26 protein-coding genes, 3 tRNA genes and 1 other RNA gene are annotated in these 24,660 nt (G+C 68.8%); 13 read left to right on the top strand and 17 right to left on the bottom strand.

Translation table 11 applies throughout. From position 1 onward, the window contains the following. The first annotated feature begins 1 nt into the window (after position 1). Genes DX912_RS13005 through DX912_RS12990 form a run of 4 tightly spaced genes read left to right on the top strand, consistent with a single transcriptional unit; the run spans position 2 to position 4,384 of the window. Positions 2-955 (top strand): AAA family ATPase, encoded by a 954-nt coding sequence (locus DX912_RS13005; protein WP_325050579.1) that lies wholly within the window; start codon positions 2-4, stop codon positions 953-955. A 33-nt stretch (positions 956-988) separates the two neighbouring features. Next, positions 989-1,939: a DUF58 domain-containing protein gene (locus DX912_RS13000; RefSeq protein WP_425477950.1), complete on the top strand. Its 951-nt coding sequence runs from the start codon at positions 989-991 to the stop codon at positions 1,937-1,939. Next, positions 1,932-3,902, top strand: coding sequence for a transglutaminase TgpA family protein (locus DX912_RS12995; RefSeq protein WP_115842954.1), 1,971 nt, complete (start codon positions 1,932-1,934; stop codon positions 3,900-3,902). The genes DX912_RS13000 and DX912_RS12995 overlap by 8 nt, the downstream gene beginning before the upstream one ends. Further along, positions 3,899-4,384 carry a Slp family lipoprotein gene (locus DX912_RS12990; protein WP_115842953.1) on the top strand — a complete coding sequence of 162 codons (486 nt, stop codon included), beginning with the start codon at positions 3,899-3,901 and terminating at the stop codon, positions 4,382-4,384. Before DX912_RS12995 ends, DX912_RS12990 begins: the two co-directional genes overlap by 4 nt. A gap of 81 nt (positions 4,385-4,465) precedes the next feature. Here the strand turns inward: DX912_RS12990 and DX912_RS12985 are convergent, their stop codons facing one another. The 4 genes from DX912_RS12985 to dnaX all read right to left on the bottom strand — a co-directional run bounded on the left by DX912_RS12985 (position 4,466) and on the right by dnaX (position 7,832). Next, a complete protein-coding gene (locus DX912_RS12985; protein ID WP_115842952.1) occupies positions 4,466-4,816 on the bottom strand; it encodes a histidine triad nucleotide-binding protein in 351 nt (116 codons plus the stop codon). 70 nt (positions 4,817-4,886) lie between these two features. Further along, positions 4,887-5,486: a recombination mediator RecR gene (recR, locus tag DX912_RS12980; RefSeq protein WP_115842951.1), complete on the bottom strand. Its 600-nt coding sequence runs from the start codon at positions 5,484-5,486 to the stop codon at positions 4,887-4,889. A 61-nt stretch (positions 5,487-5,547) separates the two neighbouring features. Next, a complete protein-coding gene (locus tag DX912_RS12975) occupies positions 5,548-5,868 on the bottom strand; it encodes a YbaB/EbfC family nucleoid-associated protein (RefSeq protein WP_115842950.1) in 321 nt (106 codons plus the stop codon). 68 nt (positions 5,869-5,936) lie between these two features. Then, positions 5,937-7,832 (bottom strand): DNA polymerase III subunit gamma/tau, encoded by a 1,896-nt coding sequence (gene dnaX / locus DX912_RS12970; RefSeq protein WP_115843011.1) that lies wholly within the window; start codon positions 7,830-7,832, stop codon positions 5,937-5,939. 145 nt (positions 7,833-7,977) lie between these two features. On the opposite strand from dnaX, the gene DX912_RS12965 reads away from it, so the two are divergent. Both DX912_RS12965 and ffs read left to right on the top strand, forming a co-directional pair. Continuing rightward, positions 7,978-8,070, top strand: a tRNA-Ser gene (locus DX912_RS12965). A gap of 56 nt (positions 8,071-8,126) precedes the next feature. Further along, positions 8,127-8,223: signal recognition particle sRNA small type (gene ffs / locus DX912_RS12960), an RNA gene on the top strand. Between the two features lie 353 nt (positions 8,224-8,576). Here ffs and DX912_RS12955 read toward each other — a convergent pair. From DX912_RS12955 to DX912_RS12925, 7 genes are all read right to left on the bottom strand, one after another. Then, positions 8,577-9,584 carry a beta-propeller fold lactonase family protein gene (locus DX912_RS12955; RefSeq protein WP_115842949.1) on the bottom strand — a complete coding sequence of 336 codons (1,008 nt, stop codon included), beginning with the start codon at positions 9,582-9,584 and terminating at the stop codon, positions 8,577-8,579. Positions 9,585-9,609: 25 nt separating this feature from the next. Further along, a complete protein-coding gene (locus DX912_RS12950) occupies positions 9,610-10,035 on the bottom strand; it encodes a molybdenum cofactor biosynthesis protein MoaE (protein WP_115842948.1) in 426 nt (141 codons plus the stop codon). Positions 10,036-10,099: 64 nt separating this feature from the next. Next, a complete protein-coding gene (locus DX912_RS12945; protein WP_115842947.1) occupies positions 10,100-10,342 on the bottom strand; it encodes a MoaD/ThiS family protein in 243 nt (80 codons plus the stop codon). Further along, complete coding sequence (moaC, locus tag DX912_RS12940; RefSeq protein ID WP_115842946.1) at positions 10,339-10,827, bottom strand: cyclic pyranopterin monophosphate synthase MoaC; 489 nt, start codon at positions 10,825-10,827, stop codon at positions 10,339-10,341. Before moaC ends, DX912_RS12945 begins: the two co-directional genes overlap by 4 nt. A gap of 501 nt (positions 10,828-11,328) precedes the next feature. Beyond that, complete coding sequence (moaA, locus tag DX912_RS12935) at positions 11,329-12,357, bottom strand: GTP 3',8-cyclase MoaA (RefSeq protein ID WP_115842945.1); 1,029 nt, start codon at positions 12,355-12,357, stop codon at positions 11,329-11,331. Next, complete coding sequence (locus DX912_RS12930; protein WP_115842944.1) at positions 12,354-13,112, bottom strand: MBL fold metallo-hydrolase; 759 nt, start codon at positions 13,110-13,112, stop codon at positions 12,354-12,356. The genes moaA and DX912_RS12930 overlap by 4 nt, the downstream gene beginning before the upstream one ends. Before the next feature lies 1 nt (position 13,113). Next, a complete protein-coding gene (locus tag DX912_RS12925) occupies positions 13,114-13,863 on the bottom strand; it encodes a 3-deoxy-D-manno-octulosonic acid kinase (protein ID WP_115842943.1) in 750 nt (249 codons plus the stop codon). A gap of 22 nt (positions 13,864-13,885) precedes the next feature. On the opposite strand from DX912_RS12925, the gene DX912_RS12920 reads away from it, so the two are divergent. Both DX912_RS12920 and DX912_RS12915 read left to right on the top strand, forming a co-directional pair. Then, positions 13,886-14,989, top strand: a complete 1,104-nt coding sequence (locus tag DX912_RS12920; protein WP_233433588.1) for a glycosyltransferase family 9 protein — start codon at positions 13,886-13,888, stop codon at positions 14,987-14,989. Next, complete coding sequence (locus tag DX912_RS12915) at positions 14,989-15,339, top strand: BAR domain-containing protein (protein WP_115842941.1); 351 nt, start codon at positions 14,989-14,991, stop codon at positions 15,337-15,339. The genes DX912_RS12920 and DX912_RS12915 overlap by 1 nt, the downstream gene beginning before the upstream one ends. A 262-nt stretch (positions 15,340-15,601) precedes the next feature. Here DX912_RS12915 and DX912_RS12910 read toward each other — a convergent pair. Continuing rightward, positions 15,602-15,692 (bottom strand) — tRNA-Ser (locus tag DX912_RS12910). Positions 15,693-15,790: 98 nt separating this feature from the next. Between DX912_RS12910 and DX912_RS12905 the strand changes: the two genes are divergently transcribed. Both DX912_RS12905 and DX912_RS12900 read left to right on the top strand, forming a co-directional pair. Further along, positions 15,791-16,198 (top strand): DUF6165 family protein, encoded by a 408-nt coding sequence (locus DX912_RS12905; protein ID WP_115843009.1) that lies wholly within the window; start codon positions 15,791-15,793, stop codon positions 16,196-16,198. Between the two features lie 219 nt (positions 16,199-16,417). Next, positions 16,418-17,122, top strand: a complete 705-nt coding sequence (locus DX912_RS12900; protein WP_115842940.1) for a PP2C family protein-serine/threonine phosphatase — start codon at positions 16,418-16,420, stop codon at positions 17,120-17,122. Positions 17,123-17,287: 165 nt separating this feature from the next. Here DX912_RS12900 and dnaQ read toward each other — a convergent pair whose 3' ends face one another. The 3 genes from dnaQ to DX912_RS12885 are packed head-to-tail and all read right to left on the bottom strand — an operon-like array spanning position 17,288 to position 19,244. Next, a complete protein-coding gene (dnaQ, locus tag DX912_RS12895) occupies positions 17,288-18,028 on the bottom strand; it encodes a DNA polymerase III subunit epsilon (RefSeq protein WP_115843007.1) in 741 nt (246 codons plus the stop codon). Between the two features lie 29 nt (positions 18,029-18,057). Continuing rightward, on the bottom strand, positions 18,058-18,543 hold the full coding sequence (rnhA, locus tag DX912_RS12890) for a ribonuclease HI (RefSeq protein WP_115842939.1): 486 nt from the start codon (positions 18,541-18,543) through the stop codon (positions 18,058-18,060). Continuing rightward, complete coding sequence (locus DX912_RS12885) at positions 18,540-19,244, bottom strand: class I SAM-dependent methyltransferase (RefSeq protein ID WP_147298646.1); 705 nt, start codon at positions 19,242-19,244, stop codon at positions 18,540-18,542. Before DX912_RS12885 ends, rnhA begins: the two co-directional genes overlap by 4 nt. Before the next feature lie 92 nt (positions 19,245-19,336). Here DX912_RS12885 and gloB point away from each other — a divergent pair, with 92 nt between their 5' ends. The 3 genes from gloB to DX912_RS12870 all read left to right on the top strand — a co-directional run bounded on the left by gloB (position 19,337) and on the right by DX912_RS12870 (position 22,284). Next, positions 19,337-20,104: a hydroxyacylglutathione hydrolase gene (gloB, locus tag DX912_RS12880; RefSeq protein WP_115842937.1), complete on the top strand. Its 768-nt coding sequence runs from the start codon at positions 19,337-19,339 to the stop codon at positions 20,102-20,104. After that, on the top strand, positions 20,101-21,363 hold the full coding sequence (locus DX912_RS12875) for a lytic transglycosylase domain-containing protein (protein ID WP_115842936.1): 1,263 nt from the start codon (positions 20,101-20,103) through the stop codon (positions 21,361-21,363). Before gloB ends, DX912_RS12875 begins: the two co-directional genes overlap by 4 nt. Positions 21,364-21,489: 126 nt before the next feature. After that, positions 21,490-22,284 carry an enoyl-ACP reductase FabI gene (locus DX912_RS12870; RefSeq protein ID WP_115842935.1) on the top strand — a complete coding sequence of 265 codons (795 nt, stop codon included), beginning with the start codon at positions 21,490-21,492 and terminating at the stop codon, positions 22,282-22,284. Between the two features lie 138 nt (positions 22,285-22,422). On the opposite strand, the gene DX912_RS12865 is transcribed toward DX912_RS12870, so the two are convergent. Further along, positions 22,423-24,402: a peptidyl-prolyl cis-trans isomerase gene (locus DX912_RS12865; RefSeq protein ID WP_115842934.1), complete on the bottom strand. Its 1,980-nt coding sequence runs from the start codon at positions 24,400-24,402 to the stop codon at positions 22,423-22,425. A 179-nt stretch (positions 24,403-24,581) separates the two neighbouring features. Then, positions 24,582-24,658 (bottom strand) — tRNA-Asp (locus DX912_RS12860). Positions 24,659-24,660 lie beyond the last annotated feature (2 nt).

Raw genomic sequence — 24,660 nt, 5'->3', positions numbered from 1 at the left:
GATGGCGGTATCCCTTTCGACGGCGGCCATGCTAACCGATGGCCTTCGCGCATCCCTCGACCGCGCGCAGACACAGGTCAACGCGCTGGTGCTCGGCAAGCCGCAGGAAGTGCGCCTGGCGTTCGTCGCATTGCTGGCCGGCGGGCATGTACTGATCGAGGACCTGCCGGGCCTGGGCAAGACGACGCTGGCGCACGCGCTTGCCGCGACGCTCGGCCTGGACTTCCAGCGCGTGCAGTTCACCTCCGACCTGCTGCCGGCCGACGTGGTCGGCGTGTCGGTGTTTGATCCGCAGGCGCGGCAGTTCCAGTTCCACTCCGGTCCGGTGTTCACGCAGGTGCTGCTGGCCGACGAGATCAATCGCGCGCCGCCGCGGACGCAGAGCGCGCTGCTCGAAGCGATGGCGGAATACCAGGTCACCGTCGACGGCACGACGCATCGGCTGCCCGAGCCCTTCTTCGTGATCGCCACGCAGAACCCAGTGGATCTATCCGGAACGTATCCGCTGCCCGATTCGCAGCTCGACCGCTTCCTGCTTCGGCTGAGCCTGGGTTATCCCGGCGAAGCGGCCGAACGCGACCTGCTCGCCGGGACCGACCGCCGCGACCTGATCGCCCGCGCGACGCCGCAACTCGGCATGCAGGACGTGATCGCCGCACGTCAGGCCGTGCAGGACGTGCATGCCAGCGAGGCGCTCATCGCTTATGTGCAGGCGCTGCTCGCGCGAAGCCGCCGGCATCCGGGCGTGCGAGTCGGCCTGTCGCCGCGCGCGGGACTCGCGTTGCTCCGCGCGGCACGCGCGTACGCCTTGCTGCTCGGTCGCGCGCACGTATTGCCGGAGGACGTGCAAGCCCTCTTCCCGGCCGTCGCCGCGCACCGCCTCGTCGCCGAGGTCGACGCGGGCAAGGATGCGGCATTGGCGAAGGCGATCCTGCACGCGGTGCCGGTGGACTGATCCATGCCCGTCGCCGCTGCACGGCGCCTGTACCTGCGCGCCCATGCGATCGCGATGGTGTTCACGCGGCCCCGCGATCCCGAACCGCTTCCCGCGCGCCTGGACCGGCGCCGCATCTACGTGCTGCCCACGCGCTTTGGCATGTTCTATGCGATGGCGCTGATCACGATGCTGGTCGGCGCGTTGAACTACAACAACAATCCGGCGTTGCTGCTCGGCCTGCTGCTCGCCGGTGCGGGACTCGCGAGCCTGCTCGCGGCGCAGATGCAGCTGTCCGACCTCCAGCTGATCGCCGCCGACGCCGAACCCGTCGCGGCCGGAACGCCGCTCGAACTGCGCCTGCATGCGCGTGCCGAACCCGGCCGCCTGCGTCGCGGCCTGCGCCTCGACGACGATGGCACCTTCGACGCAGAGCCGTCCGTCCTCAACCTCGACAAGGGCGCGGGTGACGCGCAACTGCTGCTGCCCACCGAACAGCGCGGCTTGTTCGACGTGCCCAAGCTGCGGCTCTCGACGACGCGCCCCCTGGGCCTGGCGCGCGCATGGGCCTACGTCTGGCCCGAGACGCCGCTGCTGGTCTATCCCGCGCCGGAGCCGCATGGCCCGCCGCTTCCGGGCGGCCGCGGCGAAAGCGCTCAGGCGCGGCTGCATCCGGCGGGCGACGACGTGCACCACCTGCGCAGCTATCGCGCGGGAGACGCCCCGCGGACGATCGCGTGGAAGACCTCCGCCCGTCGCGATGCGCTGATCGTTCGCGAGTTCGAACAACCGCTGGGCTCGGAAATCGTGCTCGACTGGCACGCGACATCGGGGCTCCCTTACGAGGGACGGATCTCGCGTCTTGCGCGCTGGGTCGATGAAGCCGAACGCGAAGGCCGCCGCTACCGGCTGCAGTTGCCCGGCCAGCTGGCCGTTGGTCCCGATCGCGGACCAGTCCACCGCCACGCCTGCCTGCGCGCCCTGGCGTTGATGCCGCATGTCTAGACACGCGCCGCTGCCGCTGGACGACCGCACGCGCCGCTGGGCGCTCTGGAGCACCGGCGCCTGCCTGCTGCCGCTGCTGCTCCAGTTGCCCGCGCAACTGGCTGGCGGCATCGCGGTCAGCGCCATCGCCATCGTCGCGCTGTCGTGGCGTCGGCCGATGCCCAGCGTGCCGCGACTGCTGATTGCACTGGCCCTTGTGGCGCTCGTCCTAGTGCTCAGCCGTTTCTCGGTCGGCCGCGACACCGGCTGCGCGCTGCTGGCGGCGATGCTCGCGGTGAAGCCGGCCGAAACCTTCAACCTCCGGGATGGGCGCAGCCTGATGGGCTTCGCGTTGTTCGCGCCCTTCGCGACGTTCCTGCTGGACCAGGGCCCGGTGTCGCTCGCGCTCGCGCTGATCGCGGTGCTGCTGGTCCTGGCGACGCTGCAGCGAATGGCGGAGCTCGAATCCGGCGACATCCGGCCAATAGGCCCTTCGCAGCGACTGAAAGGCATCGGGCGCCTGCTCGCCGTGGGCCTTCCCATTGCGCTGGCGGCGTTCTGGCTGTTCCCTCGCGTCGCGTCGCCGATGTGGGGCATCCCCGAACGGGCGATGGCGCGCACCGGTCTATCGGACCGCATGAGTCCCGGCGACTGGATCGACCTGATGACCGACGACACGCCCGCCTTGCGCGTGCGTTTCTTCGGCGCGACGCCGCCGACGTCGCAGATGTACTGGCGTGGGCCGGTGTTGTGGGATTTCGACGGGCGCACGTGGACGCAGCCGCGTTGGCGCCCGGGCGAGGCACGGCCCCAGGTCGAATCCGGTGGCGTGCGCTGGGATTACGAAATGGAGGTCGAACCGACCGATGGGCGTCAGCTCGTGGCGCTCGATCTGCCGCTGGGGCAGCCCGATGGCACGCACCTGGATCCCGACCACGTGCTGCAGGCGTTCCGGCCGATGGTTGGGATCAGCCGCTGGCGCCTGCAGTCAGCGCCGCCGGAACGCTACGAAGCCGATCTCTCTGCCGCCGTTCGTCGCCACGCACTGAGGCTGCCGGAGGGGTTCAACCCACGCACGATCGCCCTGGCCCGCCAGTGGCGCGCCGAAGCCGGCACCGGCGGCGATGCAGTCATCGTCGACCGCGCACTTACGTGGATCCAGCGCGAGTTCGCGTACACGCTGGAAACGCCGCTGCTGGGTCGCAACACGGTCGACGAATTCCTCTTCGACCAGAAGGCGGGCTTCTGCGAGCACTTCAGTTCGTCCTTCGTCGTACTGATGCGTGCGGCCGGAATTCCGGCGCGCGTGGTCACCGGCTACGCCGGCGGTTATCGCAATCCGCTCGGCGATTACTGGCTGGTGCGGCGCTCGGACGCGCACGCCTGGGCGGAAGTGTGGCTGCGCGGCCGCGGCTGGGTCCGCGTGGACCCGACCGCCGCGGTGGCGCCGGAGCGCATCTACGACACGCTCGATTCGCGCGCTGCCGCCGAATCCGGGCTGCAGGGCGTGCGGTCGCTCTACGACGTCACCGACTGGATGCGTCGCGGCTGGAACGAACTGGTGGTGTCGTTCGACGCAGAACGCCAGGAGCGCCTGCTCAGCCCGCTCGGCGTCGATCGCGTGGACTGGCGCACACTCACCGCGTTGCTGGTGGGCGCGATGACGCTCGGCCTGCTCTGGATGGTGTGGTTCAGCCGGCGCAGCGACCGCGAACGCGATCCGGTGCTGCGCGCATGGCATCGCCTCGGACGCCGCTATCGCCGCTTCGGGCTCGAGCGGTCGCCCAGCGAGGCGGCGTCGACCTGGGTGTCGCGCGTCGCCGTCGCACGTCCGGACCTCGCCGCCGAACTGGGCGTGCTCAGCCAACGTTTCAGCGATTGGCGGTACGCTGATGCCCAAACGGGGGGACGTTCGGCTCGCGCCTTGGTCAAGGCGCTGCGCGCGCATCGCCCGCCCGCGACTTCTCCAGGAGAACGCCGATGAACGTCCGTCTCGTCCTACTCGCATTGGGCGCCGCGCTGCTGAGCGCGTGCGTCTCGGCGCCGCAGCCGCTGCAGGGTGCCTATAACCCCATCACCCCGCGCGAGGCGGCGGCGTCCGACTCCACCGGCGCCTCGGTCCGCTGGGGCGGGCGCATCGTCAGCGTCGAGCCGCAGCAGAACCGCACCTGCTTCGAGATGATCTCCACGAACCTCAACGAATCGGCGCGCCCGTACTGGGGCAGCGACGACACCGGCGGCCGCTTCCTCGCCTGCCGCACCGGCTTCTACGATCCGGCGGTGTTCGAGAAGAACCGCGAAGTGACTTTCGTCGGACGCGTTGCGGGTTACGAGAATCGCCGCATCGGTGGATACGACTACCGCTTCCCGCGCGTGGAGGCCGACGTGGTCTACCTGTGGCCGGTACGCGAAACCGTCGATGTCGTGCAGTACCCGGCGCCGTGGCCGTGGTGGGGCTGGTGGTGATCGCCAGCGCGTTCGCTTGATGAAAAAGCCCGCCGGAAGGCGGGCTTTTTCATGCGGCGCATCGCGTGGTCGACAGCAACTTCAGCGCGGCGTACCGAACCGCCCGAGCTGCGCGCCAGCCAGCAGATGCAGGTGGATCTGGAACACCGTCTGCCCGCCGTTGCCGTTGCAGTTCATGACGATGCGGTAGCCGTCCTCGGCGAAGCCTTCCCGTTTCGCGTATTCCGCCGCGGCATGCGCGAGGCGGCCGACGATCGACGCCTGGTCTTCCTTCAGATCGTTGAGCGTGGCGATGTCGGTCTTCGGCACGAACAGCACGTGCACCGGCGCCTGCGGCGCGATGTCGCGGAACGCGATCAGATGATCGTCTTCGAAGACGACGTCGGCCGGAATCTCGCGGCGGATGATCTTGTGGAAAATGGTCTCGGACATGGCGCGCTCCTTGCGGGGCGAGAGTTGCGGATGAGGCATCGATGATGCCGCAATCGCCGCGAAGGCGCCGCTAGTCCGCGACCTCGGTGCGGCTGCCGAAGGCGTGCGACAGCGTGCCGCGGTCCACGTATTCCAGTTCGCCGCCCAGCGGCACGCCGTGCGCGAGGCGGCTCGGGCGCACGCCGTGCTGGCGCGCCAGCTGCGCGAGGTAATGCGCCGTCGCTTCGCCTTCCACGGTGGGATTGGTCGCGATGATCAGCTCCTGGACCTCGCCTTCGGCCAGGCGCGCGGCGAGCGTATCAAGCCCCAGTTCGCGCGGGCCGATGCCATCCAGTGGCGACAAACGACCCTGCAGCACGAAATACAGGCCGCGATAGCCCGTAGCCTGTTCGATCGCCAACCGATCTGCTGGCGATTCCACCGCGCACAACTGGTGCGCGTCGCGCGAGGCGCTGGCACAGGTGGCGCACACCGGCGTTTCGCTGAAATCGCGGCAACGCGCGCAATGGCCGATCTTCTCGACCGCTTCGGCGAGCGCGACCGACAACCGCTGGCCGCCCGCCCGCTCGCGTTCGAGCAAGTGGTAGGCCATGCGTTGCGCGGATTTCTGACCGACGCCAGGCAGCACGCGCAGCGCGTCGATCAGTTGTTCGAGCAGGGAAGAAGTCATGCGTTGCGCATGCGGCCGTTCGCGCCAGCGCGGGCCAGCGGCCGGACGGCAGCCAGCATCATCAGAACGGCATCTTCATGCCCGGCGGGATCGGCATGCCGGCGGTGGCGGCCGACATCTTGGCCTGCGACTCGGCATTGACCTTGTTCACGGCGTCGTTGAACGCGGCAGCGATGAGGTCCTCGACCATTTCCTGGTCGGACAGCACGCTCGGATCGATGCGCACCTTGCGGCACTCCATGCGGCCGGTGATGGTCACGCTGACCATGCCGCCGCCGGCGTTGCCGGTGACTTCCAGCTTGCCGAGTTCTTCCTGCGCGCGCTGGACGTTTTCCTGCATCTTCTGCGCCTGCTGCATCAGTTGGGCGATGTTTCCACGCATGTTCGTTCTCGTGTTCCAGTGGGGGCGTTGTGCCGCGGCTCTTGTGAGCGCGGCGGGTGTGTTTCGACTCAGTTCTCGTCGTACGGACGGATCGAATCCGGCACGACCTTCGCGCCGTGTTGCGAAATCAGGCGCTGCACGTCGGGATCGCTCATGAAATTGGCTTCGGCATTGGCCTGCCGTTCGTCGCGCGCGCGCTCGTTGCGTTCGCGCAGCGATTCGGCCGGTCGCGACGCCTCGACGAAACGGATCTGCGGCGTGACGCCCAGCGCCGGCGCCAGCGCCTCGGCGACCAGGTTCACCGTCATCGCATTGCTGCGCAGCAGATCGTCGTCCGCCGACAGCGACAGGCTCAGCACGCCGTCGGCGTACCCGACGAAGCCGGCGTGTTCGGCCAGCACGCGCGCGGGGCCGCGCAGGTTCGAGTTCGCGACGAGCGAATGCCAGGCATCGGCGTCTGCGATGCCGGCGTCGTGGACGAAGCCGGGACGCGGCGCGGGCGGCGCGCTCTGGGTCGGAGCGGGCGCTGCCGGCGCGGGCGGAGCGACAGGCGGCGGCGCGCGAACCGGTTCGCGCGGAATGTCGCGGGCGACCGCCGCTTCGCGCGGGACATCCCACGGCGGCGCGTCTTCGATCGACGCTTGCGGTGGGCGCGACGCGTCGCGGACCGGCGCGGCCTCACGGGCCGGCGGCGTTTCCCGCGGAGCCGGCGGTACAGGTCGCGCGGACGGCGCCGCATCGGCAAACGGATTGGGCGGCGGCGTGCGCGGCGTGGACGCCGGCGCCTGCGGAGCGGCCGACGCGGTGCTGCGCACCGGCTCGCGGCTCGCGCCGGGCGACGACGCGGCGCGCGCGCCCTCGCCTTCGGCCGGACGGAACGCGAGCATGCGCAGCAGGCTCATCTCGAAACCGGCGCGCGGGCTCGGCGCGAGCGCGAGGTCGCGGCGGCCGTTGAGCGCCATCTGGTACCACAGTTGCACGACTTCCGGGCGCAGCTTCCCCGCCAGGGCGTCGACGTCGACGCCGTCGGCCTCGACTTCCGCCCCGGGCACCAGCTGGCGCACCTGCACGCGATGCAGCGCGTCGCTGAAGGCGTCGAGCACGCCGCCCCACTCGGGCGAGAATTCGGCCAGCGTCGCCACTTCGGCCAGCAGCCGCTCGCCATCGCCGTCGGCGAGCGCGGTCAGCAGCGCGCCGACGCGGGTGCGATCGACGGTGCCCAGCATGGCGGCCACGCCGGCGTCGGCGAGGACACCGCCGTCGGCGCCCGCGCTGGCACCGGTGTAGGCGATGGCCTGGTCGAGCAGCGACAGGCCGTCGCGCAGGCTGCCATCGGCGGCCTTGGCGAGCTGACGAATCGCGCCCGGCTCGGCCGGAATGCCCTCGGCTTCGAGGATCCGCGTCATCTGGCCGTTGATCTGCTGCTCGTCCAGCCGCTTCAGGTTGAACTGCAGGCAGCGCGACAGCACGGTCACCGGCAGTTTCTGCGGGTCGGTCGTGGCCAGCAGGAACTTCACGTGGCCCGGCGGCTCCTCCAGCGTCTTCAACAGCGCGTTGAACGCCGACTTGGACAGCATGTGGACTTCGTCGATCAGGTAGACCTTCACCCGGCCGCGGCTGGGCATGTACTGCGCGTTGTCGATGACCTCGCGCACGTCATCCACGCCGGTGTTGCTGGCCGCGTCGATCTCGAGCAGGTCGATGAACCGGCCGGCGTCGATGTCGCGGCAGGCCGCGCATTCGCCGCAGGGTTCGGCCGAGGTGCCGCGCTCGCAGTTGAGAGACTTGGCGAAGATGCGGGCAATGGTGGTCTTGCCGACGCCGCGCGTTCCGGTGAACAGGAAGGCGTGGTGGACGCGGCCCGTGTCGAGCGCGTTACTGAGCGCGCGGACCACGTGCTCCTGCCCGACCAGCTCGGCGAAGCGCTTCGGACGCCACTTACGGGCGAGGACAAGATAGGACATGCCCTCATTCTGCCACGCCGCATCGCATCGACTGCGACCGTGAAGGCGTCGCTTGTCCATGCCGGGCCTGGCAGCTAGAATTCACGGCCCTGGAGTGCACCCCTGACCTGGCCCTGCGCCGCGTTCAGGCCTCTCCCGGAAAAACGGAGAGGTGTCCGAGTGGTTGAAGGAGCACGCCTGGAAAGTGTGTAAGCGTCTAAACCGCGCTTCGGGGGTTCGAATCCCCCTCTCTCCGCCAGATTCGATAAAGCCCCGCTGACGGCGGGGCTTTTGATGCAAGTCTCTATGGTGGCCCCGTCGGCCCCTCGCGACGCTAGGTCGAAAACCCCGCCAGGGCCGGAAGGCAGCAACGGTATCGACTGATGCGGGTGCCGAGGTCAGCCGGCGGGGTCATCGCCCATCCGGACGCTGCGCGTCTGCGACCCCACGCTTTTGCTTTCGCAAAACCGCGGGCCCCGGGCCATGCACTTCCGATCCCCGCCGCTGCCGCGGCGCCCCCTTACCAAGGGGGCTGGATGCTCCGTCACGCCTGCCTTCGATTGAACGCCAACTTCAGGCGTTTCCGCTCACGCTGCATGCGGCTTTCGGCTGCAACAAAAAAAGCCGTCATCCCGGCGGAAGCCGGGATCCAGGCCCGCACCGCACGGGCACTCCCATCGGGGTAAATGAAGCTCAACGTCATTCCAGCAAAAGCTGGAATCCATCTTGATCTTCAAACGGCGCAAGCACGAAACGCGGCTCGCCCTACTCCACGATTCCCAGCGCGTCCGGCTCGCGGCCGGTCTTCCAGTGGTCGACGACCTTCCACTGCGCGGTGTCGATCACCGCGATCTCGTCGCCGCCGCTGACGGCGGCGTACACGCGCGGCAGCTTCGGATCGGCGATCACGCCGATCGGCAACGCCGCGCGGCCAAGCATGGTTTCGCGGTATTCAACGTCCGGACGCGACAGCGCCACGGTATGCGTGACGGCGTACTTGTCGGTGTCGATGACCGATAGCGTCGCGGCACGGGCATTGGTCACCAGCGCGTGTCGATTGTCGGCAGTGAAGACGACGCGGATCGGAAAACCTTCGCTCGCCATGGTGTGGCGGATCGCCAGCGTCTTCGGATCGTGCACCGTCACGGTACCGGCTTCGCGATTGCTGACCCACACCTCACCTGTGCCGGGGTGCACGGCAACGCCTTCCGCGCCCGCACCGGCAGGCACTTCGTGCGTCTTCGTACGCGTGACCAGATCGACGCGACTGACGGTGCCGGCATCGATCTTGGTGACGAAAGCGGTCTTTCCATCGCCCGACACTGCCACCATGTGGCCGCGGCCGTCGCCGAGGTCGATCGCATGGTCGACGCGGCCGTTCGCCACATCCACCAGCAGCAGCTTGCGCGAGGCTTCTGTCGTGACCACCGCGCGCTTGCCATCGGGCAACAGGCGCATGCCGTGCGGCTTGCCGTTCTCGCCCAGGTCGATCGTGCGCGTGCTGCCGGGCTTGTCGAAGTCGAGCACGGTGATGCTGCGGCCCGGCGTCGCCGCGCCGTAATTGCTGACGAGGGCGAAGCGGTTGTCGCGACTCACGACGATTTCGTGCGGTCCCTGTCCGGTCGCGAATTCGCCGACCCGCGCGCCGTCCTTCGTCGAAAGACGCCACACCGTATCGGCGGACTTGTTGCCGACCAGCAGGTCGCCGGCCGATGCGGGCGCGGCGACGAGCATCGCGGCGACGGAAAGCGGAATCACGAAATCGCGAATCACGACGTTTCTCCGTGGGAAAGGTGTTTCAGGGCTTCGTATCGGGATGCAGCCAGCCGGCGTCGCCTTCGGCGTAGCGCTCGTGTTTCCAGATCGGCACGCGCGCCTTCACCTCGTCGATGATGTAGCGGCAGGCGGCGAAGGCGGCGTCGCGATGCGCGGCGCTCACGCCGACCCAGACGGCCATCTCACCGATCACCAGGTCGCCGACGCGGTGCACGCAGCGCGCGTCGAGGATGTCGAACTTCGCGCACGCCTCGTCGAGCACCTTCTCGCCTTCGGCTTCGGCGAGCGCGGCATAGGCTTCGTAGCGCAGGCCCAGCACGTCACGGCCTTCATTATGGTTGCGCACCCAGCCTTCAAAACTCGCGTAGCCGCCTACGCGGTCGTCGAGCAGTTCGGCGCGAAGCGTCGCGGTGTCGATGGGGGTTTGCGCGAGGGAGAAACGGGTCATGGGGAGATTGTGGCACTCGTGGTGTCCAAGGGTTCTTCGAACTGGACGCAGCGGCTCGGGCCGCTCACCCACCACTGACCGGCGGAATGAAGGCGACCTCGCTGCCCTCCTGGGCGGCATCGCTCCAACGGGCGAACGCGCCATCCACCGCGACGCGCAGACGCTCCACCGGAAGTGCAAAACCGTGGCGCTCGCGCAATGCCACGTACAGCGCGCGCAGGTCGCCGTCGAACTCGACGCGTTCAGAGTCGATGCCCGCCGCATCGCGCAGGCTCGCGAAATACAACACCGTCACCTGCGTCATCACATCGCTCCGAAATCGTGCTTGCCGCCGCGCTTGCCGAGCAGTTTCGCCGGGCCCAGCACGATGCGGTGCGACAGCGCCTTGCACATGTCGTAGACGGTGAGCGCGGCGACGGTCGCGCCGGTCAGCGCTTCCATTTCGACACCGGTGCGGTGCGTGGTCTTCACCGCGCAGTCGATGCGTAGTGACGACTCGCCATCCCATTCGATGGCGATGCGGCAGCCGTCGATGGGCAGCGGATGGCAGAACGGAATCAGTTCGTGCGTGCGCTTCACCGCCATGGTGCCGGCGACGATCGCCGTTTCGACGATGCCGCCCTTGGCGCTCTTCAGCCCGGATACGCGCAGTTGGCGCGCGACGTCGGCGGGGAAGCGGACGCGGCATTGGGCATGCGCCTCGCGCTTCGTCGTTTCCTTCGCGGAGACGTCGACCATCGCGGGACGTCCCTTCGGGTCGATATGCGTGAGGGTTTTCGCGGGCTTTTTCATGCGGCTATTTTGGGGGTGGGGGCGGTGGGTTGCACGTCGTCGAGACATTCACGCGGGCACGTGCTTCGGTGGCGGCGTCGCTGCCATCCATTGCGTCGCGCAGCGGCTTCAGGTCGCCCTGCCCGCCCCTCCATGGTCGGGCGTTCGCGCACGCGGACACGTGCTTCGGTGTCGTCGGATCAGCCACCCATGGCGGCACGTCACCGGCCTCGGGTCGCCCTGCCCGTCCATCCATGGCCGGGCGTTCGGCAGGCCGCGCGGCAGTGCCGCGCGGCTCACACCCCAACTAGCGTGTCCATGCCATCCATGGCGGCGCGCACCACCTTCGGGTCGCCCTGCCCGTCCATCCATGGCCGGGCGTTGGCGCACGCGGACACGTGCTTCGGTGGCGTCGGATCAGCCATCTATGGCGGCACGTGGCCGGCTCCGGGTCGCCCCGCCTGTCCATCCATGGCCGGGCGTTCGGCAGGCCGCGCGGCAGTGCCGCGCAAGCGGCCTGCCTCACCCACCAATAAGAAACATCTCTATGTGCTTGCGCGACGCCCCTACGCCGCCGCGCGTCTCGCTGTAACGATCGCCACGGCGCGTCCATATCGTCGATACGCGCTCACGCAGGGCATCGACCCCCTGCGACAGCGCGGGACGAAGATCGTGCCCATCGCCGGCGAACAGGCAGGTGTAAAGGCGGCCGTCGGCGGAGACGCGGGCTCGATGGCAATCGCCGCAGAACGGTGCGCTCACCGAACTCACGAAGCCGACTTCGCCCTGCCCGTCCTCGAACGCGTACCGCGACGCCACTTCGCCCCGGTAATTCGCTTCCAGCGCGCGCAGCGGCCAGCGCGCGGCGATGCGGTCGCGCAGTTCCGCTGATGGCACCACGCGATCGCGCGACCAGTCGTTGCAGGTGCCCACGTCCATGAACTCGATGAAGCGCACGACGTGGCCCGTGCCGCGGAAATGCGACACCAGCGGCAGCACCTGGTCGTCGTTGATGCCGCGCTCGACGACGCAGTTGATCTTGATCGATTCGAAGCCGGCCGCGCGTGCCGTTTCCAGCCCAGCCAGGACGTCGGCGAGTTCGCCGCGGCCGCCGGTCATGTCGCGGAACCGCGCCGGATCCATCGCATCCAGGCTCACCGTGATGCGCCCCAGACCCGCCTCGCGCAATGCACGTGCCTGCGCGGCGAGCAGCGAGCCGTTCGTGGTGAGCGCGATGTCGTCCACGCCGGGAATGCGCGACAACCGCTGGATCAGGGACGGCAGGTTCTTGCGAAGCAGCGGTTCGCCGCCAGTGAGGCGCAGCTTGTTCACGCCCAGCTGCGCGAAGCCGCGTACGAGCGTTTCGATCTCGTCGAACGACAGGCGCGAGGTCGAATCGAAACCGTAGTCGTCCGGTACGCGATCGGCCGGCATGCAGTACGGGCAGCGGAAATTGCAGGCTTCGATCACCGACAAGCGCAGGTCGCGCAGAGGGCGCCCGCGCACGTCGAGCGGCATCGTGGCAGTCAGCGGCTGCGAAGCGGCGTTCATGCCGGTTCCGTGCGCACCGCTGACGGTACGTGCAGCGCGACGACCTGGCCGGGATGGGCCACGCGGTAACCGCGCGCGGCGAGGATCTCGCCTTCCTCGCGATTGCCGTAGTGATACAGCAGGCAGCGGGCGAGCAGAGTGGCGGAATACTCGCGCTCCAGATCCTCGATGCCGCTGTGCGAAGGATTGCCGTGCAGCGCGCAGTCGTGCGCGACGAGTTCGCCGGCATCGGCGTAACGCGCGAGCATTTCCGGGATCGGACGCGTATCGCCCGTCCACACCATGCTGCCGTGCAGGCGCAGGCCGAACGCGGTTTCCGGCCAGTGATGGCGCGTCGGGAACACTTCCAGCCGCACGCCGTCGTGCCAGAACGAGCCGCCGACCGGGATCACCTGGAAGGCGTCCCAGAAGTTCACGCCGCCTTCGGCGAGCGCATTGGGATAGTCGCCCACGCGCTGGTGCAGCAGCGGCACCACCGGCGCCGGCACGTACAGCTTCACGCGGCCACGGCGCGCATCGTCGAAATAGCTGCTGACGAACAGGCGCTCGAAGCCGGCCACGTGGTCCAGGTGCGTATGCGTGACGAACAGCGCGCGCGGCATGTCGCCGTAGTACGCCTGGTATGCGGTGAGGCCTTCGCCGCCGCAGTCGATCGTCAGCCACGGCGCGCCGTCGCGCTCGATGGTCGCCATCGCCGAGCCGAGCTCGACCGCCGACGCATTGCCGACGCCATGAAGACGCAGTTGCCACGTCATCTCAGTAGCCTCGTTCCCAGGCCCGATCGTACGCCGCGCGCAGGCGCGCGTAATCGCGCTCGACGTCGGCGACCGTGCGTTTCCCGCGCAGCTTCAGCAGCGAGCGCTTGAGCCGCGCGAGGTTGCGTTCGCGCCAGCCGGTGGCGGGAATGCGGACGCGACCGCGATCCAGATCGATGATCCAGCCTCGCCCGGTCGTGGTGAACAACAGGTTGTGGGCGTTGAGGTCGGCGTGATCGAGGCCGGCGCGATGGGCGCGGGCGATCAGCCGCCCGGCCTCCTCCCACGGCGCGCCATCGCCGGCGACGGCGGCGCGGTCGGCCAGCGAGCGCACGTCGTCGAGGCGTTCGAGCAGGATCGCGGCGCGGTAGAACAGGCCATCGCGGCGGTAGCACGCGGCGATGGGCCGGGGCACGGGCACGCCCTTCTCGGCCATCGCTCGGGTCAGGCGGAACTCGGCGAAGCTGCGCGTGCTGGCCGCGCCATGCCACCAGTAACGATCGCGGCTGACCTTCGCCACCATGCCGCCGCGCAGGTAGCGCCGCAGCAGGGCCGGGCCGAACGGCGCGTCGACGAACCACGCGCCGCCGCGACCGCCGCTTTCCACGGGGCGCGCGCGTTGCTGCCAGAACGAAGGCATGAACCAGTCCGGGCTTGCTTGCCGCACCCGGTTACGGTCGAACAGAATGGCTCCGTACCCGCTGTCGTCGCGGAACGGCGTCAACTCTTCGGCAGCATCGAACCCCGTCATTGCCCGGAGTCTAGCAATTCACGTGTCCGCTGCCTCCTCCAGCGCGCCTCCCGCGCCCGCTTCGATCTGCCTGCTCCGCCTGTCCGCCCTGGGCGACGTGACCCACGTCGTGCCGCTGGTGCGCACGCTCCAGGCGGCATGGCCGCAAGTGCGGCTGACGTGGGTGATCGGCAAGGGCGAGCACCGCCTCCTCGCCGGGCTGCCCGGCGTGGACTTCGTCGAGTACGACAAGAAGTCCGGCGTGGCCGGCATGCGCGCACTGCGTGGCGAATTGCGCGAACGCCTCGGCGCCGCGAAGCGCTTCGACGTGCTCCTGCAGATGCAGGTCGCCGCACGCGCGAACCTGTTGTCGGCCTTCATCCCGGCGCGCCGGCGCGTGGGCTACGACCGCTCCCGTTCGAAGGACCTGCATGGCGTCTTCATCAACGAGCGCATCCCCGAACGCCCCGGCATCCACGTGCTCGACGCCATCGGCAGCTTCTGCGAGCCGCTGGGCCTGCGTCAGGAGCGCGTGATCTGGGACCTTCCCGTGCCGGACGACGCGCGCGAGTGGGCGCGCGCGCAGTGGCCGCAGGACGATGTGCCGACCTTGCTCATTTCACCCTGCTCGAGCCACGTCCTGCGCAACTGGCCGGCCGACCGGCTGGCCGCCGTCGCCGATCACGCCGCCGCGCGCGGCTGGCGCGTCGTGCTGTGCGGCGGGCGAAGCGACCTGGAACGTGCAACTGGCGATGCGATCCTTTCGGCGATGGCGCATCCCGCGCTGGACCTGATCGGCAAGGACACGCTCAAGCAATTGCCGGCGCTGCTCGAACGCGGCCAGTTGCTGATGACGCCCGACTCCGGCCCGATGCACATCGCCAACGCGATGGGCACCAAGGTGCTGGGCCTGCACGCGGCGAGCAATCCCGCGCGCAGCGGGCCCTACAGCGACCGTCGCTATTGCGTGGACCGCTACGACGACGCCGCGCGCAAATACCTGGGCAAGCCCGCTTCCGAACTGCGCTGGGGCACGAAGATCGAGCATGCCGGCGTGATGGACCTGATCACCGTCGACGACGCAATCGCCGCGTTCGAACGTTACTGCGCCGATCATCCGAACGTCAGTTCGCAGGAGAGCCCGTGATGGCCGCCTGGTTCACCGTCGTCGCGCCGCTGCTGCCGGAGCTCATCCGCGCCGCGCGCCCCATGTTCACGCGCAGCCGCGAGCCGTCTCAGATTCCGCAACAGATCCGCGAGCTGCAGGACGCGGTCGATCGGAACGACCAGGCGATCCGCACGCTGGCCAGCGAGATGGAGCAGACGCTGTCGGCATTGAAGCAGGCGTCCGCGCAACTCGAAGCGACGCTGGTCGACCTTCGCCGCCAGCAGGTCGAACAGGACCGCCGGCTGCAGGTCATGCAGTGGGTGACGGGCGTGGCGGTGACGGCGGCGGTGCTGGCGTTTGGGCTGGCGGGGTACGCGCTGGCGCGTTGAGACGGCGGCGCCTGATTGCGATTCGTATGTGGATCGCCGAGCGAGGGCGCGGAGCCCACGCACGCACCGCAGTCCAACGAGGAGGATGGACTCGCGCCATCCATGGCGCTCGCCTTCCGGCGCTACGCGCCTCCAGGCAGCCTCCGGCCGTCCAAAGCGGCAGTCCTGCCGATTTGTCGAACCGAGGGTTCTCATCACGTCCTCCCTCTCCGCAACGCAAAAAAGAAGACGCCCCCTTTCGGGGGCGCCTTCTTTTTTTGTCTGGCGGAGAGGGAGGGATTCGAACCCTCGGTACGCTATAAACGTACGCCTGATTTCGAGTCAGGTACATTCAACCACTCTGCCACCTCTCCGGGTGCAGTGAGCCGGCAATTCTACGGGGACGACGTGCGTCCGGCAAGCGGTCCGAAAGCCCGGCTACACTGTAGGCCCCTGAATGAACGGCCTCGTCATGTCCGAAATCCTCGTCCCGGTCTCCTTTGGCGAACTGCTCGACAAGATCGCGATCCTGCAGATCAAGTCCGAGCGCATGAGCGATCCGGCCAAGCTGGAGAACGTCCGCAACGAGCTGTCCGCGCTGGAGAAGACGTGGATGGCGCACCCGGCCGCCGGCAAGGACATCGCCCGCCTGCGCGCCGACCTCAAGGCGGTCAACGAGCGCCTGTGGGTCATCGAGGACGACATCCGCATCAAGGAGAAGGCGCAGGCCTTCGACGACGAGTTCATCCGCCTAGCCCGCAGCGTCTACTTCGAGAACGACGAACGCGCGCGGATCAAGAAGGAGATCAACCTCGCGCTGGGCTCGGCCTACGTCGAGGAGAAGTCCTACCAGGATTACCGGACGGGCAACACGCCGTAAGCGCGTACGTGTACAGCGGCTCCCGGTGCAACGCCGGGGGCCGGACGCAGCAGGACGTCCGTTCCCGGTAGTTCGCCGTATTTCGGCGCCGCACGACGGTCCGCCGCCTTTGCCCAGTCCGTCGGCAACGGAAACCTTAATCGCGCTCCTTGCCACCCGGCCGCTGCGCCCCGATGATTCCGTTACCGCCTGAAAGACCGCCGCCGAATCAACGGACGCATGATCGAATTCGGACACCTCACGCACGTCGGCCTGCGCCGCGAGCTCAATGAAGACACCTACTACGGTGACGGCGAGCTCGGCCTGTGGCTGGTGGCCGACGGCATGGGCGGTCATGAATACGGCGAAGTCGCAAGCGCCCTGGCTCGCGAGACCATCGTGCGCGAGATCCGCGACGGCACGCCGCTCGCGCAGGCGATCCGCATCGCCGACGAGGAAATCATCCGCACCTCCAAGCGGCGCAACGACGCGCTGCCGATGGGCACGACCGTCGTCGCCGCGCGCATCACCGGCAACCGCTTCGAGGTGGCCTGGGTGGGCGACAGCCGCGTCTACCTGTGGCGCGAAGGCAACCTCGCGCAGTTGTCGCAGGACCACAGCTACGTGCAGGAGCTGATCGCCAACGGCGCGATCACGCAGGAGCAGGCACGCAGCCATCCGCACCGCAACGTCGTGACGCAGGCGCTGGGCGTGACCGATCCGCGCAACCTCAACGTCGAGACCATGACCGGGGAGCTCAAGCCCGGCATGCAGCTGCTGCTGTGCAGCGACGGTCTGACCGAGGAAGTAGACGATCGCGGGATCGCGCGCGTGCTGGCGCAGTCGGACTGCAGCGCGCAGGAATGCGTCGACACGCTGGTCGCCGCGGCGCTGGACGGCGGCGGCTCGGACAATGTCACCGTGATCCTGGTGCGGCATCACTGAAGGCCGCTGCGCCTTCAGGTGTCCCCCTTTCGAAGATCAGGATGGATTCCAGTCTTCGCTGGAATGGCGGGACGTCTCGCTGAAGCGCGCCCGGACTGGGTCCCGGCGTTCGCCGGGATGACGATCAGAGCGCGCGGCCCGCGTAGCCGCGGATGACCACGGCGACTAGGCCGTCGCCAGTTCCGGTTCCGCGACGGCCTCGACCACTGTGAACTGGTCCCACACCGCCTTGCCGGCCTTCTTGCGCAGCTTCTCCAGTCGCGCGTCGTGCGCGGCCTGTTCCTCGGCGCTGATCTGCACCCGCGGGCGGGCGACGTTCGGATCGACGCGGAACTGCGACGTATCGACCGCACTCGCCGTGGCCTCGACCGCGAAGCCGATTTCCTCCTGGCCGGAGGTCAGCGCGAGGTAGACGTCGCCCAGGATCTGGGCATCGAGCAGCGCGCCGTGCAGCTGGCGATGCGAGTTGTCCACGCCCAGGCGCTTGCAGAGCGCGTCGAGCGAATTGCGCTGGCCGGGAAAACGCTGGCGCGCGAGCAGCAGCGTGTCCTCGACGCGGCATCGATCGGTGATGCGCCCGTACTGCTCGCCGAGCCGGCGCAGTTCGTTGTCCAGGAAGCCCAGGTCGAACGCCGCGTTGTGGATGATCAACTCGGCGCCGTCGATGAAGGCGAGGAATTCCTCGGCCACCTGCTCGAACACGGGCTTGTCGGCGAGGAATTCGAGCGTCAGCCCCGTCACTTCCTGCGCGCCCTGCTCGAAATCGCAGTCGGGCTTGAGGTAGACGTGGAAGGTGCGCCCGCTCGGGCGGCGCTCGATGTATTCGACGCAGCCGATTTCGACCACGCGGTTGCCGCGTTCCCAGCTCAGGCCGGTGGTTTCGGTGTCGAGGATGATCTGCCGCATCGGCTGCATTCTCACAGGTTGGTTCGGGATCAGCGCACGGTTGCGCTGGCGCGGAACTGCTGCGCCTGGAGGCGCGCGAGGACGTCAACGCGTTCGTTGTCCGGATCGCCGGAATGGCCCTTCACCCACTTCCACTCGACGCGATGGCGCAGCGTCGCGGTATGCAGGCGCTCCCAGAGGTCGCGGTTCTTCACCGGCTCGCCGGCGGCGGTCTTCCAGCCGCGGCGGACCCAGTTGTTGATCCACTCGGTGATGCCCTTGCGCACGTACTGCGAATCGGTGTGCAGCAGGACGCTGCACGGTTCGCTCAGCGACTCCAGCGCCATGATCGCGCCCATCAGCTCCATGCGGTTGTTCGTGGTGTCGGCCTCGCCGCCGGACAGTTCGCGTTCGTGGCCGCGATAGCGAAGCAGCGCCGCCCAGCCGCCGGGGCCGGGATTGCCGAGGCACGCGCCGTCGGTGTGGGCTTCGATGTGTTTGGGGGAAGGTGCGGACGTCGGGTCGGGCGAATTCATGGATCCATTATCGCCGGCTCGCGTCGCACGAGGTGGGATCGCGTGCCCGCCTGCCATCGCAATCCACGCAGCGGCTTGGGCGGAATCAACGCATGCACGCGCTTGTTGACCGTGAGCGCGACACCCGCGCGCAGGCGATCGGACGCGCCGACGCCCACTTCGCCATGCGCCACGCGCCAGTGCGGCCCGAGCCACTGCAGGCTGACGGTATCGGAGGCGAAACCCGCCCGACGCAGCGCGGATTGCCACACGCCCGGATCGCGCGCGCGCAGTCCGGTGCGCGCCCAGCGCAGGCGGTACGGACTCCACGGATTGAGCACCGCCAGCCACAGCGTGCCGCCCGGCGCGAGGACGCGGGCGCATTCGTCCAGCAGCGGATCGATCGGAACCTCGTCATCCAACGCGTGTTGGAGCAGCACCGCGCCGAGGGCTTCGCTCGCCACGGGCAAGGGCAGGCGGCAGCGCACGGCGCCGTGGAAGCCCAGGCCGAAACGGCGAAGCAGAAGTCCGCGACCGCCGACTTCCGGCGCCGGCGCACCGTCCACGCCGAGCCAGCCCCATGCCGCCGCGGGGCAACTGGCGAGCACGCGCAGCATCGCCGCTTCCTCGACCGCGAGCAGCCCCTGTCCCGCCTCGCTGCTGAACCAGCCGAGCGCAGATCCGGATGTCTCCGATTGACGCGGTGGGTGGGCGGCGGGCATGGTCGGGCCGGCTTTTCTCCGGGCGCCCCAGGGCGCCGACTCCCCGATTGTGCGACAGGACCGGCCGATCAGGGGCATTCCACGGACTGACGATGCGACTCACGCCCCTCCCCGCCCTGAGCGACAACTACATCTGGACGCTCGCCGCCGACGATGGCGCGCGGGCGCTGATCGTCGACCCGAGCGAAGCCGGGCCGGTCTTCGCGGCCGCCGACGCCGGGCTGCAGCCGGCCGGCGTCCTGCTCACCCACCACCACGGCGACCACATCGGCGGCGTACCGGCGCTGCTGGAGCGCTGGCCCGGACTGCTCGTCTTCGCGCCGGACGACGACCGCATCCCCGCCGGCTATCGACGCGTCGCCGATGGCGAGGCGATCGACGTTGCAGGCTGGCATTTCGACGTCCATGCCGTCCCGGGCCATACGCGAAGCCATGTCGCCTACCACGGGCATGGCCTGCTTTTCTGCGGGGACACCCTGTTCAGCCTCGGCTGTGGGCGGATGTTCGAAGGCACTGCCGAGCAGATGCACGCGTCCCTGTCCCGGCTGGCCGCCCTTCCCCCCGCGACGCGGGTGTGTTGCGGACATGAGTACACGCTCGCAAACGCGGCCTTCGCCCGCGTGGTAGAACCCGGCAACCCGGCGCTCCAGCGCCGCTTCGAGGAGGCCACGGCCATGCGCGCGACCGGACGACCCACCCTTCCCAGCACCCTGGCCGACGAACTGGCCGCCAATCCTTTCCTGCGCGTGGACCGCCCCGAGGTGCGCGCCAGCCTGGCGCGCGAGACCGGCCGTGCCCCGGCCGACGACGTGGACGCATTCGCCGCACTGCGGCGCTGGAAGGACGGATTCACCGCATGACCGGCGCCGATCGATGGCGTCGCCGGCTGGGCGCGTTCTGCCTGGCCGCCCTCACGGTCCTGCCGGTCGTCGCGCAGGAGCCTCCGGATCAGCCGCAGACGGCCGCAGACGGCAAGACTGGGACGCCGGAAGCGCAGCCCGACCCGCGCACCCGCAACGGCCTGGAGATCTACAACAGCTTCCGCGAGGGCCTCGCCGAGCCCGAATGCGATGCCGATGCGACGTCGACCCGCTGGCGCCAGCACTTCGCCCACGTGCCGCGCCGGCTCGCCGCCGGCGACGACGACGTCCTGCCCCTGTTCGGCTACGTCGTCGATGCCCTGCGCGAAAGCCACGTCCCGACCGAGTTCGCGCTGATCCCCTTCGTCGAGAGCGGTTATCGTCCCGGCGCACGCAGCGCCGCCGGTCCGGCCGGCCTGTGGCAGATGATCGCGATCACCGCGCGCAACCACGGCGTGCCGATCCGAAAGGGCTACGACGGCCGGTTGTCGCCGATCGATTCCACGCAGGCGGCCGTTCGCTACCTGAAGACGCTGCACGGCATGTTCGGCGGCGACTGGCGCCTGGCAGTAATGGCCTACAACGCCGGCGAATACCGCGTGCTGGGCGCGCTCAAGCGCAGCGGCCAGAACATTCGCGACGTGCAGCTCGACAAGCTCGTCGGCCTGCCAGACATCACCGTCGCCTACGTGCGCAAGCTGCACGCGCTGTCGTGCCTGATCGAGCAGGCCGACGATCGCGCCGAGTGGATGACCGCGCTCGACCGCCCGGTTCCGCGTTTGCAGGCGGTGACGCTGCCGAAAGACGTCAAGCGTCTGGACCAGTGGGCCGCCCGCACCGGGCAGACCAGCGCGCAGCTGCAGCGCTGGAATCCGGTTTACGCGGAGGGCCGGATCGTGCCGGCCACCGGTTCCACCGCGCACGTGCTCGCCGTCGCCGACCGCACCGATGCGCGCGTCGCGGAGGCCGGCGACGAGGCGAAGGTCGACTTCGCCGCCGATGTCGCCAGTTCGGTGTCGATGTCCGAATCCACGCCTGCATCGTCGACGGCCGCACCGTCGACGTCGGCGCGTCGCCACACCGTCGCCAGGGGCGAAAGCGCGTGGACGATCGCACGGCGATACCGGATCACCGTCGCCGAACTGATGCGGCGCAACGGTCTGGCGCTGAAGGCGGTATTGAAGCCGGGCCAGTCGCTGCTCATCGACGCGCTTGAGTCTCCGTCGGGCGCGTTGCCGACGGCGACCGGTTCGCCCTGACCGGCGGGGCTTCCACATACGCCGGCGCATCGCGGCAACGCGGCGCCGGCTGCGGCTAAACTGCGTTTTTGGGCTGCCGCACGGCGGCCGTCCCCACCGCATCGGCATCAAAGAAGGAATCGGCTCATGGGTTTTCTGCAAGGCAAGCGTGCACTGATCACCGGCATCGCCAGCGAGCGTTCGATCGCCAGCGGCATCGCCGAGGCCATGCACCGCGAGGGCGCGGAACTGGCGTTCACCTACCAGAACGAGAAGCTGAAATCGCGCGTGCAGTCGGCCGCGTCCGAGTACGGCAGCGACATCGTGATCCCGCTGGACGTGAGCGACGATGCGCAGATCGCCGCGTGCTTCGAGCAGCTCGGCCAGCGCTGGAACGACGGCTTCGACATCCTCGTGCACGCCATCGCCTTCGCGCCGCGCGAAGCCATCGCCGGTGAGTTCCTCGACGGCATGACGCGCGAGAACTTCGCCATCGCGCACGACGTGTCGGCCTATTCGCTCTCGGCGCTGGCGAAGGCCGCGCGCCCGATGATGAAGGGCCGCAACGGCTCGATCGTCACGCTTAGCTACCTCGGCGCCGAGCGCGCGCTCGCCAACTACAACCTGATGGGCGTGGCGAAGGCGAGCCTGGAAGCGTCGGTCCGCTACCTCGCCCTCAACCTCGGCCCGGAAGGCACGCGCGTCAACGCGATCTCCGCCGGTCCGATCAAGACCCTCGCCGCCGCGGGCATCGCGGGCTTCCGCAAGATCCTCGGCCACGTCGAAGAGAACGCGCCGCTGCGCCGCACGGTCACGATCGAGGACGTCGGCAACGTAGCCGCATTCCTGTGCTCGGACCTCGCCGCAGGCGTGACCGGCGAAGTGACCTACGTCGATGCGGGCTACAACATCCTCGGCATGACGGGCATCCACGGCGAGTAACGCCGCGGGATCGCCACAGAGAAAGCCCGGCCATGCCGGGCTTTTTTGTGGTCGCCGACCGAGGGGAGCGATCACTTCGGTCGCAAAGAAAAAGCCCGGCGATCGCCGGGCTTTTTCATCATTGCGAGGACTGAGCCTTCAGAGGTTCTGCTCGACGACCTGCACCTTCACGCGCTTGCGCAGCGAATCGACGAGCGCACGCACGTCGTCGCCACCGCCGACCTGCGCGATCTGCTGCTGCAGCATCTGGCGCTGCTCCGCCGGGAGCGTCGCGACGTCGCCCGGCGTGACCTGGCTCACTGCGAACAATGCGATACCGCCGTTCGACAGCTCGGCGTGGCCCGCCGACAGCTTGCCCGCGGCCGGAGCCGGCACGGCGAAGATCGCGTCGGAAACCGCGGCTTCCGGCACCGGCGCGCCGCGCGGCACGCCCGGCACGGCCTGCGGCGGCGGCAGCTGCTTCTCGGCGGCGATGGCGTCGAGCGTCTCGCCCTTGTTCACGCGCGCGACCAGCGCGTCGGCTTCCTTGCGCGCGGCCTTGCTGGCGCGGTCGGCACGCACGGCGGCAATGACCTGATCGCGCACCTGCGCGAGCGGCTGCGCGTGTTCGGCCGTATGCGCGGTCACGCGCAACAGCACGCTGTGACCGGGCGCGATCTCGATCGGGTCGCTGATCGCGCCGCTCTGGATCGCCTCTTCCGAGAACGCGACGCGCTGCACGGCCGGATTGGCGCCGATGCCCTGCGCGTTGGTGCGCGCGAACGGACCGAGCTTCTGCAGCGGCAGGTTCATGTCGCGCGCGGCGGGCGCGAGCGACGACGGATTCTTCAACGTCAGGTCGACCAGGCGGCTGGTGAAGTCGCTCACCGTGCGCTCGCGATCCACTTCGGCCTGCTCGCGCGCGAGCTGGTCGTGCACCTGCTCGAAGGTCTGCTGCGAACCGGTCTGCACGTCGCGCAGCTGGATGATGTGCCAGCCGAATTCGCTCTTCACCGGGGCGCTGATTTCGCCGGCCTTCATCGCGAACAGCGCGTTCTCGAACGGCGCGACCATCATGCCCTTGGCCACCCAGCCCAGATCGCCGCCGGCGACCTGCGAGCCGGTGTCGTCGCTGTTGGCACGCGCCAACGCGGCGAAGTCGGCGCCCGGCGCCTTGGCCTGTTCGGCCAGGCGCTTGGCCTTCTCTTCGGCGGCCTTCTGCGCGGCGGCGTCGGCCTTCTCATCCACGCGCACGAGGATGTGCGAAGCCAGGCGCTGCTCGGCTTCGACGAAGCGCGCCTTCTCCTGCTCGTAGCGATGACGCAGCGTCGCCTCGTCGGCAGCGGCCGGCGGCGGCAGCTTGCTCGCGTCGACTTCGACGTATTCGATTTCGACCGTTTCCGGCGCACGGAACTGCGCGGTGTGTGCGTCGTACCACTTCTGGATTTCCGCGGCGCTGACCTCGGCGGTGTCCGGCGTGGGCGGCGGCAGCAGCACCAGCGACACGTCGCGGCGCTCGCCCATCAGGCGGATCAGGCGGTCCATCTCCGCGGTGGTGACGAAGTTGCTGTTGCCTACGCCCATCGCGAGCATCGAACGCTGCAGGTCATCGCGCACGGTCGCTTCGAACTGGCGCTCGCTCTGCGGCGGCGTCAGCGATGCGAGCGCGAGCTTGTAGCGGGCGTAGTCGAACTTGCCGTCCACCTGGAAACCCGGCACGTCCATGATCGCCTTCTGCACCATCGCGTCGCTGACGACCAGGCCGTTGCGCTGCGCGGCGACCTGCTGCACGCGTGCGTCGATCAGCGTTTCGAGGATCGCGCGCTTGTTGTCCACACTCTCGAAAGCGCGTGCGTCGAACGCCTCGCCCTGCTGCGCGCGACGCTGCATGCGCTCCTGCTCGAAGCGGCTGCGGAACTCGTCGGACGTGATCTTCTCGTGCGTCCAGAACACCGACACCGGCCACCACGCCGGCGCCGTCGGCCACCAGGTCGGCGGCGCGTCGATGCGCGCGACGGAGTTGTCGGTGCGCTGGCCGAGATACTGCTCGATGCCGACGAAGGCGAAGGGAATGATCAGCAGGCCAAGGATCACGGTGGCGATCCAGCCCGAGGTCTTGTCGCGAAGTTTCTGCAGCATGTCCGGGACGCGTTCAGTCGTAAGCCGGACAGTTTAGCGCCGTCACGGCGGCGTGAGGCAGGAATTTCGATGGCCGGCGACGCGCCGGAAATGCCATCTCCGCATAGCGCCGGATGTGGTTTCCGCCCGGACACCGAAAAAACAAAAGGCGCCGTTTCCGGCGCCTTTCGACTCAAAACTGGCGGAGTGGACGGGACTCGAACCCGCGACCTCCGGCGTGACAGGCCAGCATTCTAACCGACTGAACTACCACTCCGC

This window comes from Lysobacter soli, assembly GCF_003382285.1.
GTDB classification, from domain to species: domain Bacteria; phylum Pseudomonadota; class Gammaproteobacteria; order Xanthomonadales; family Xanthomonadaceae; genus Lysobacter_J; species Lysobacter_J soli.
The sequence above is the reverse complement of the archived record's forward strand: the minus strand, read 5'-3'. Positions and strand labels throughout refer to the sequence as shown.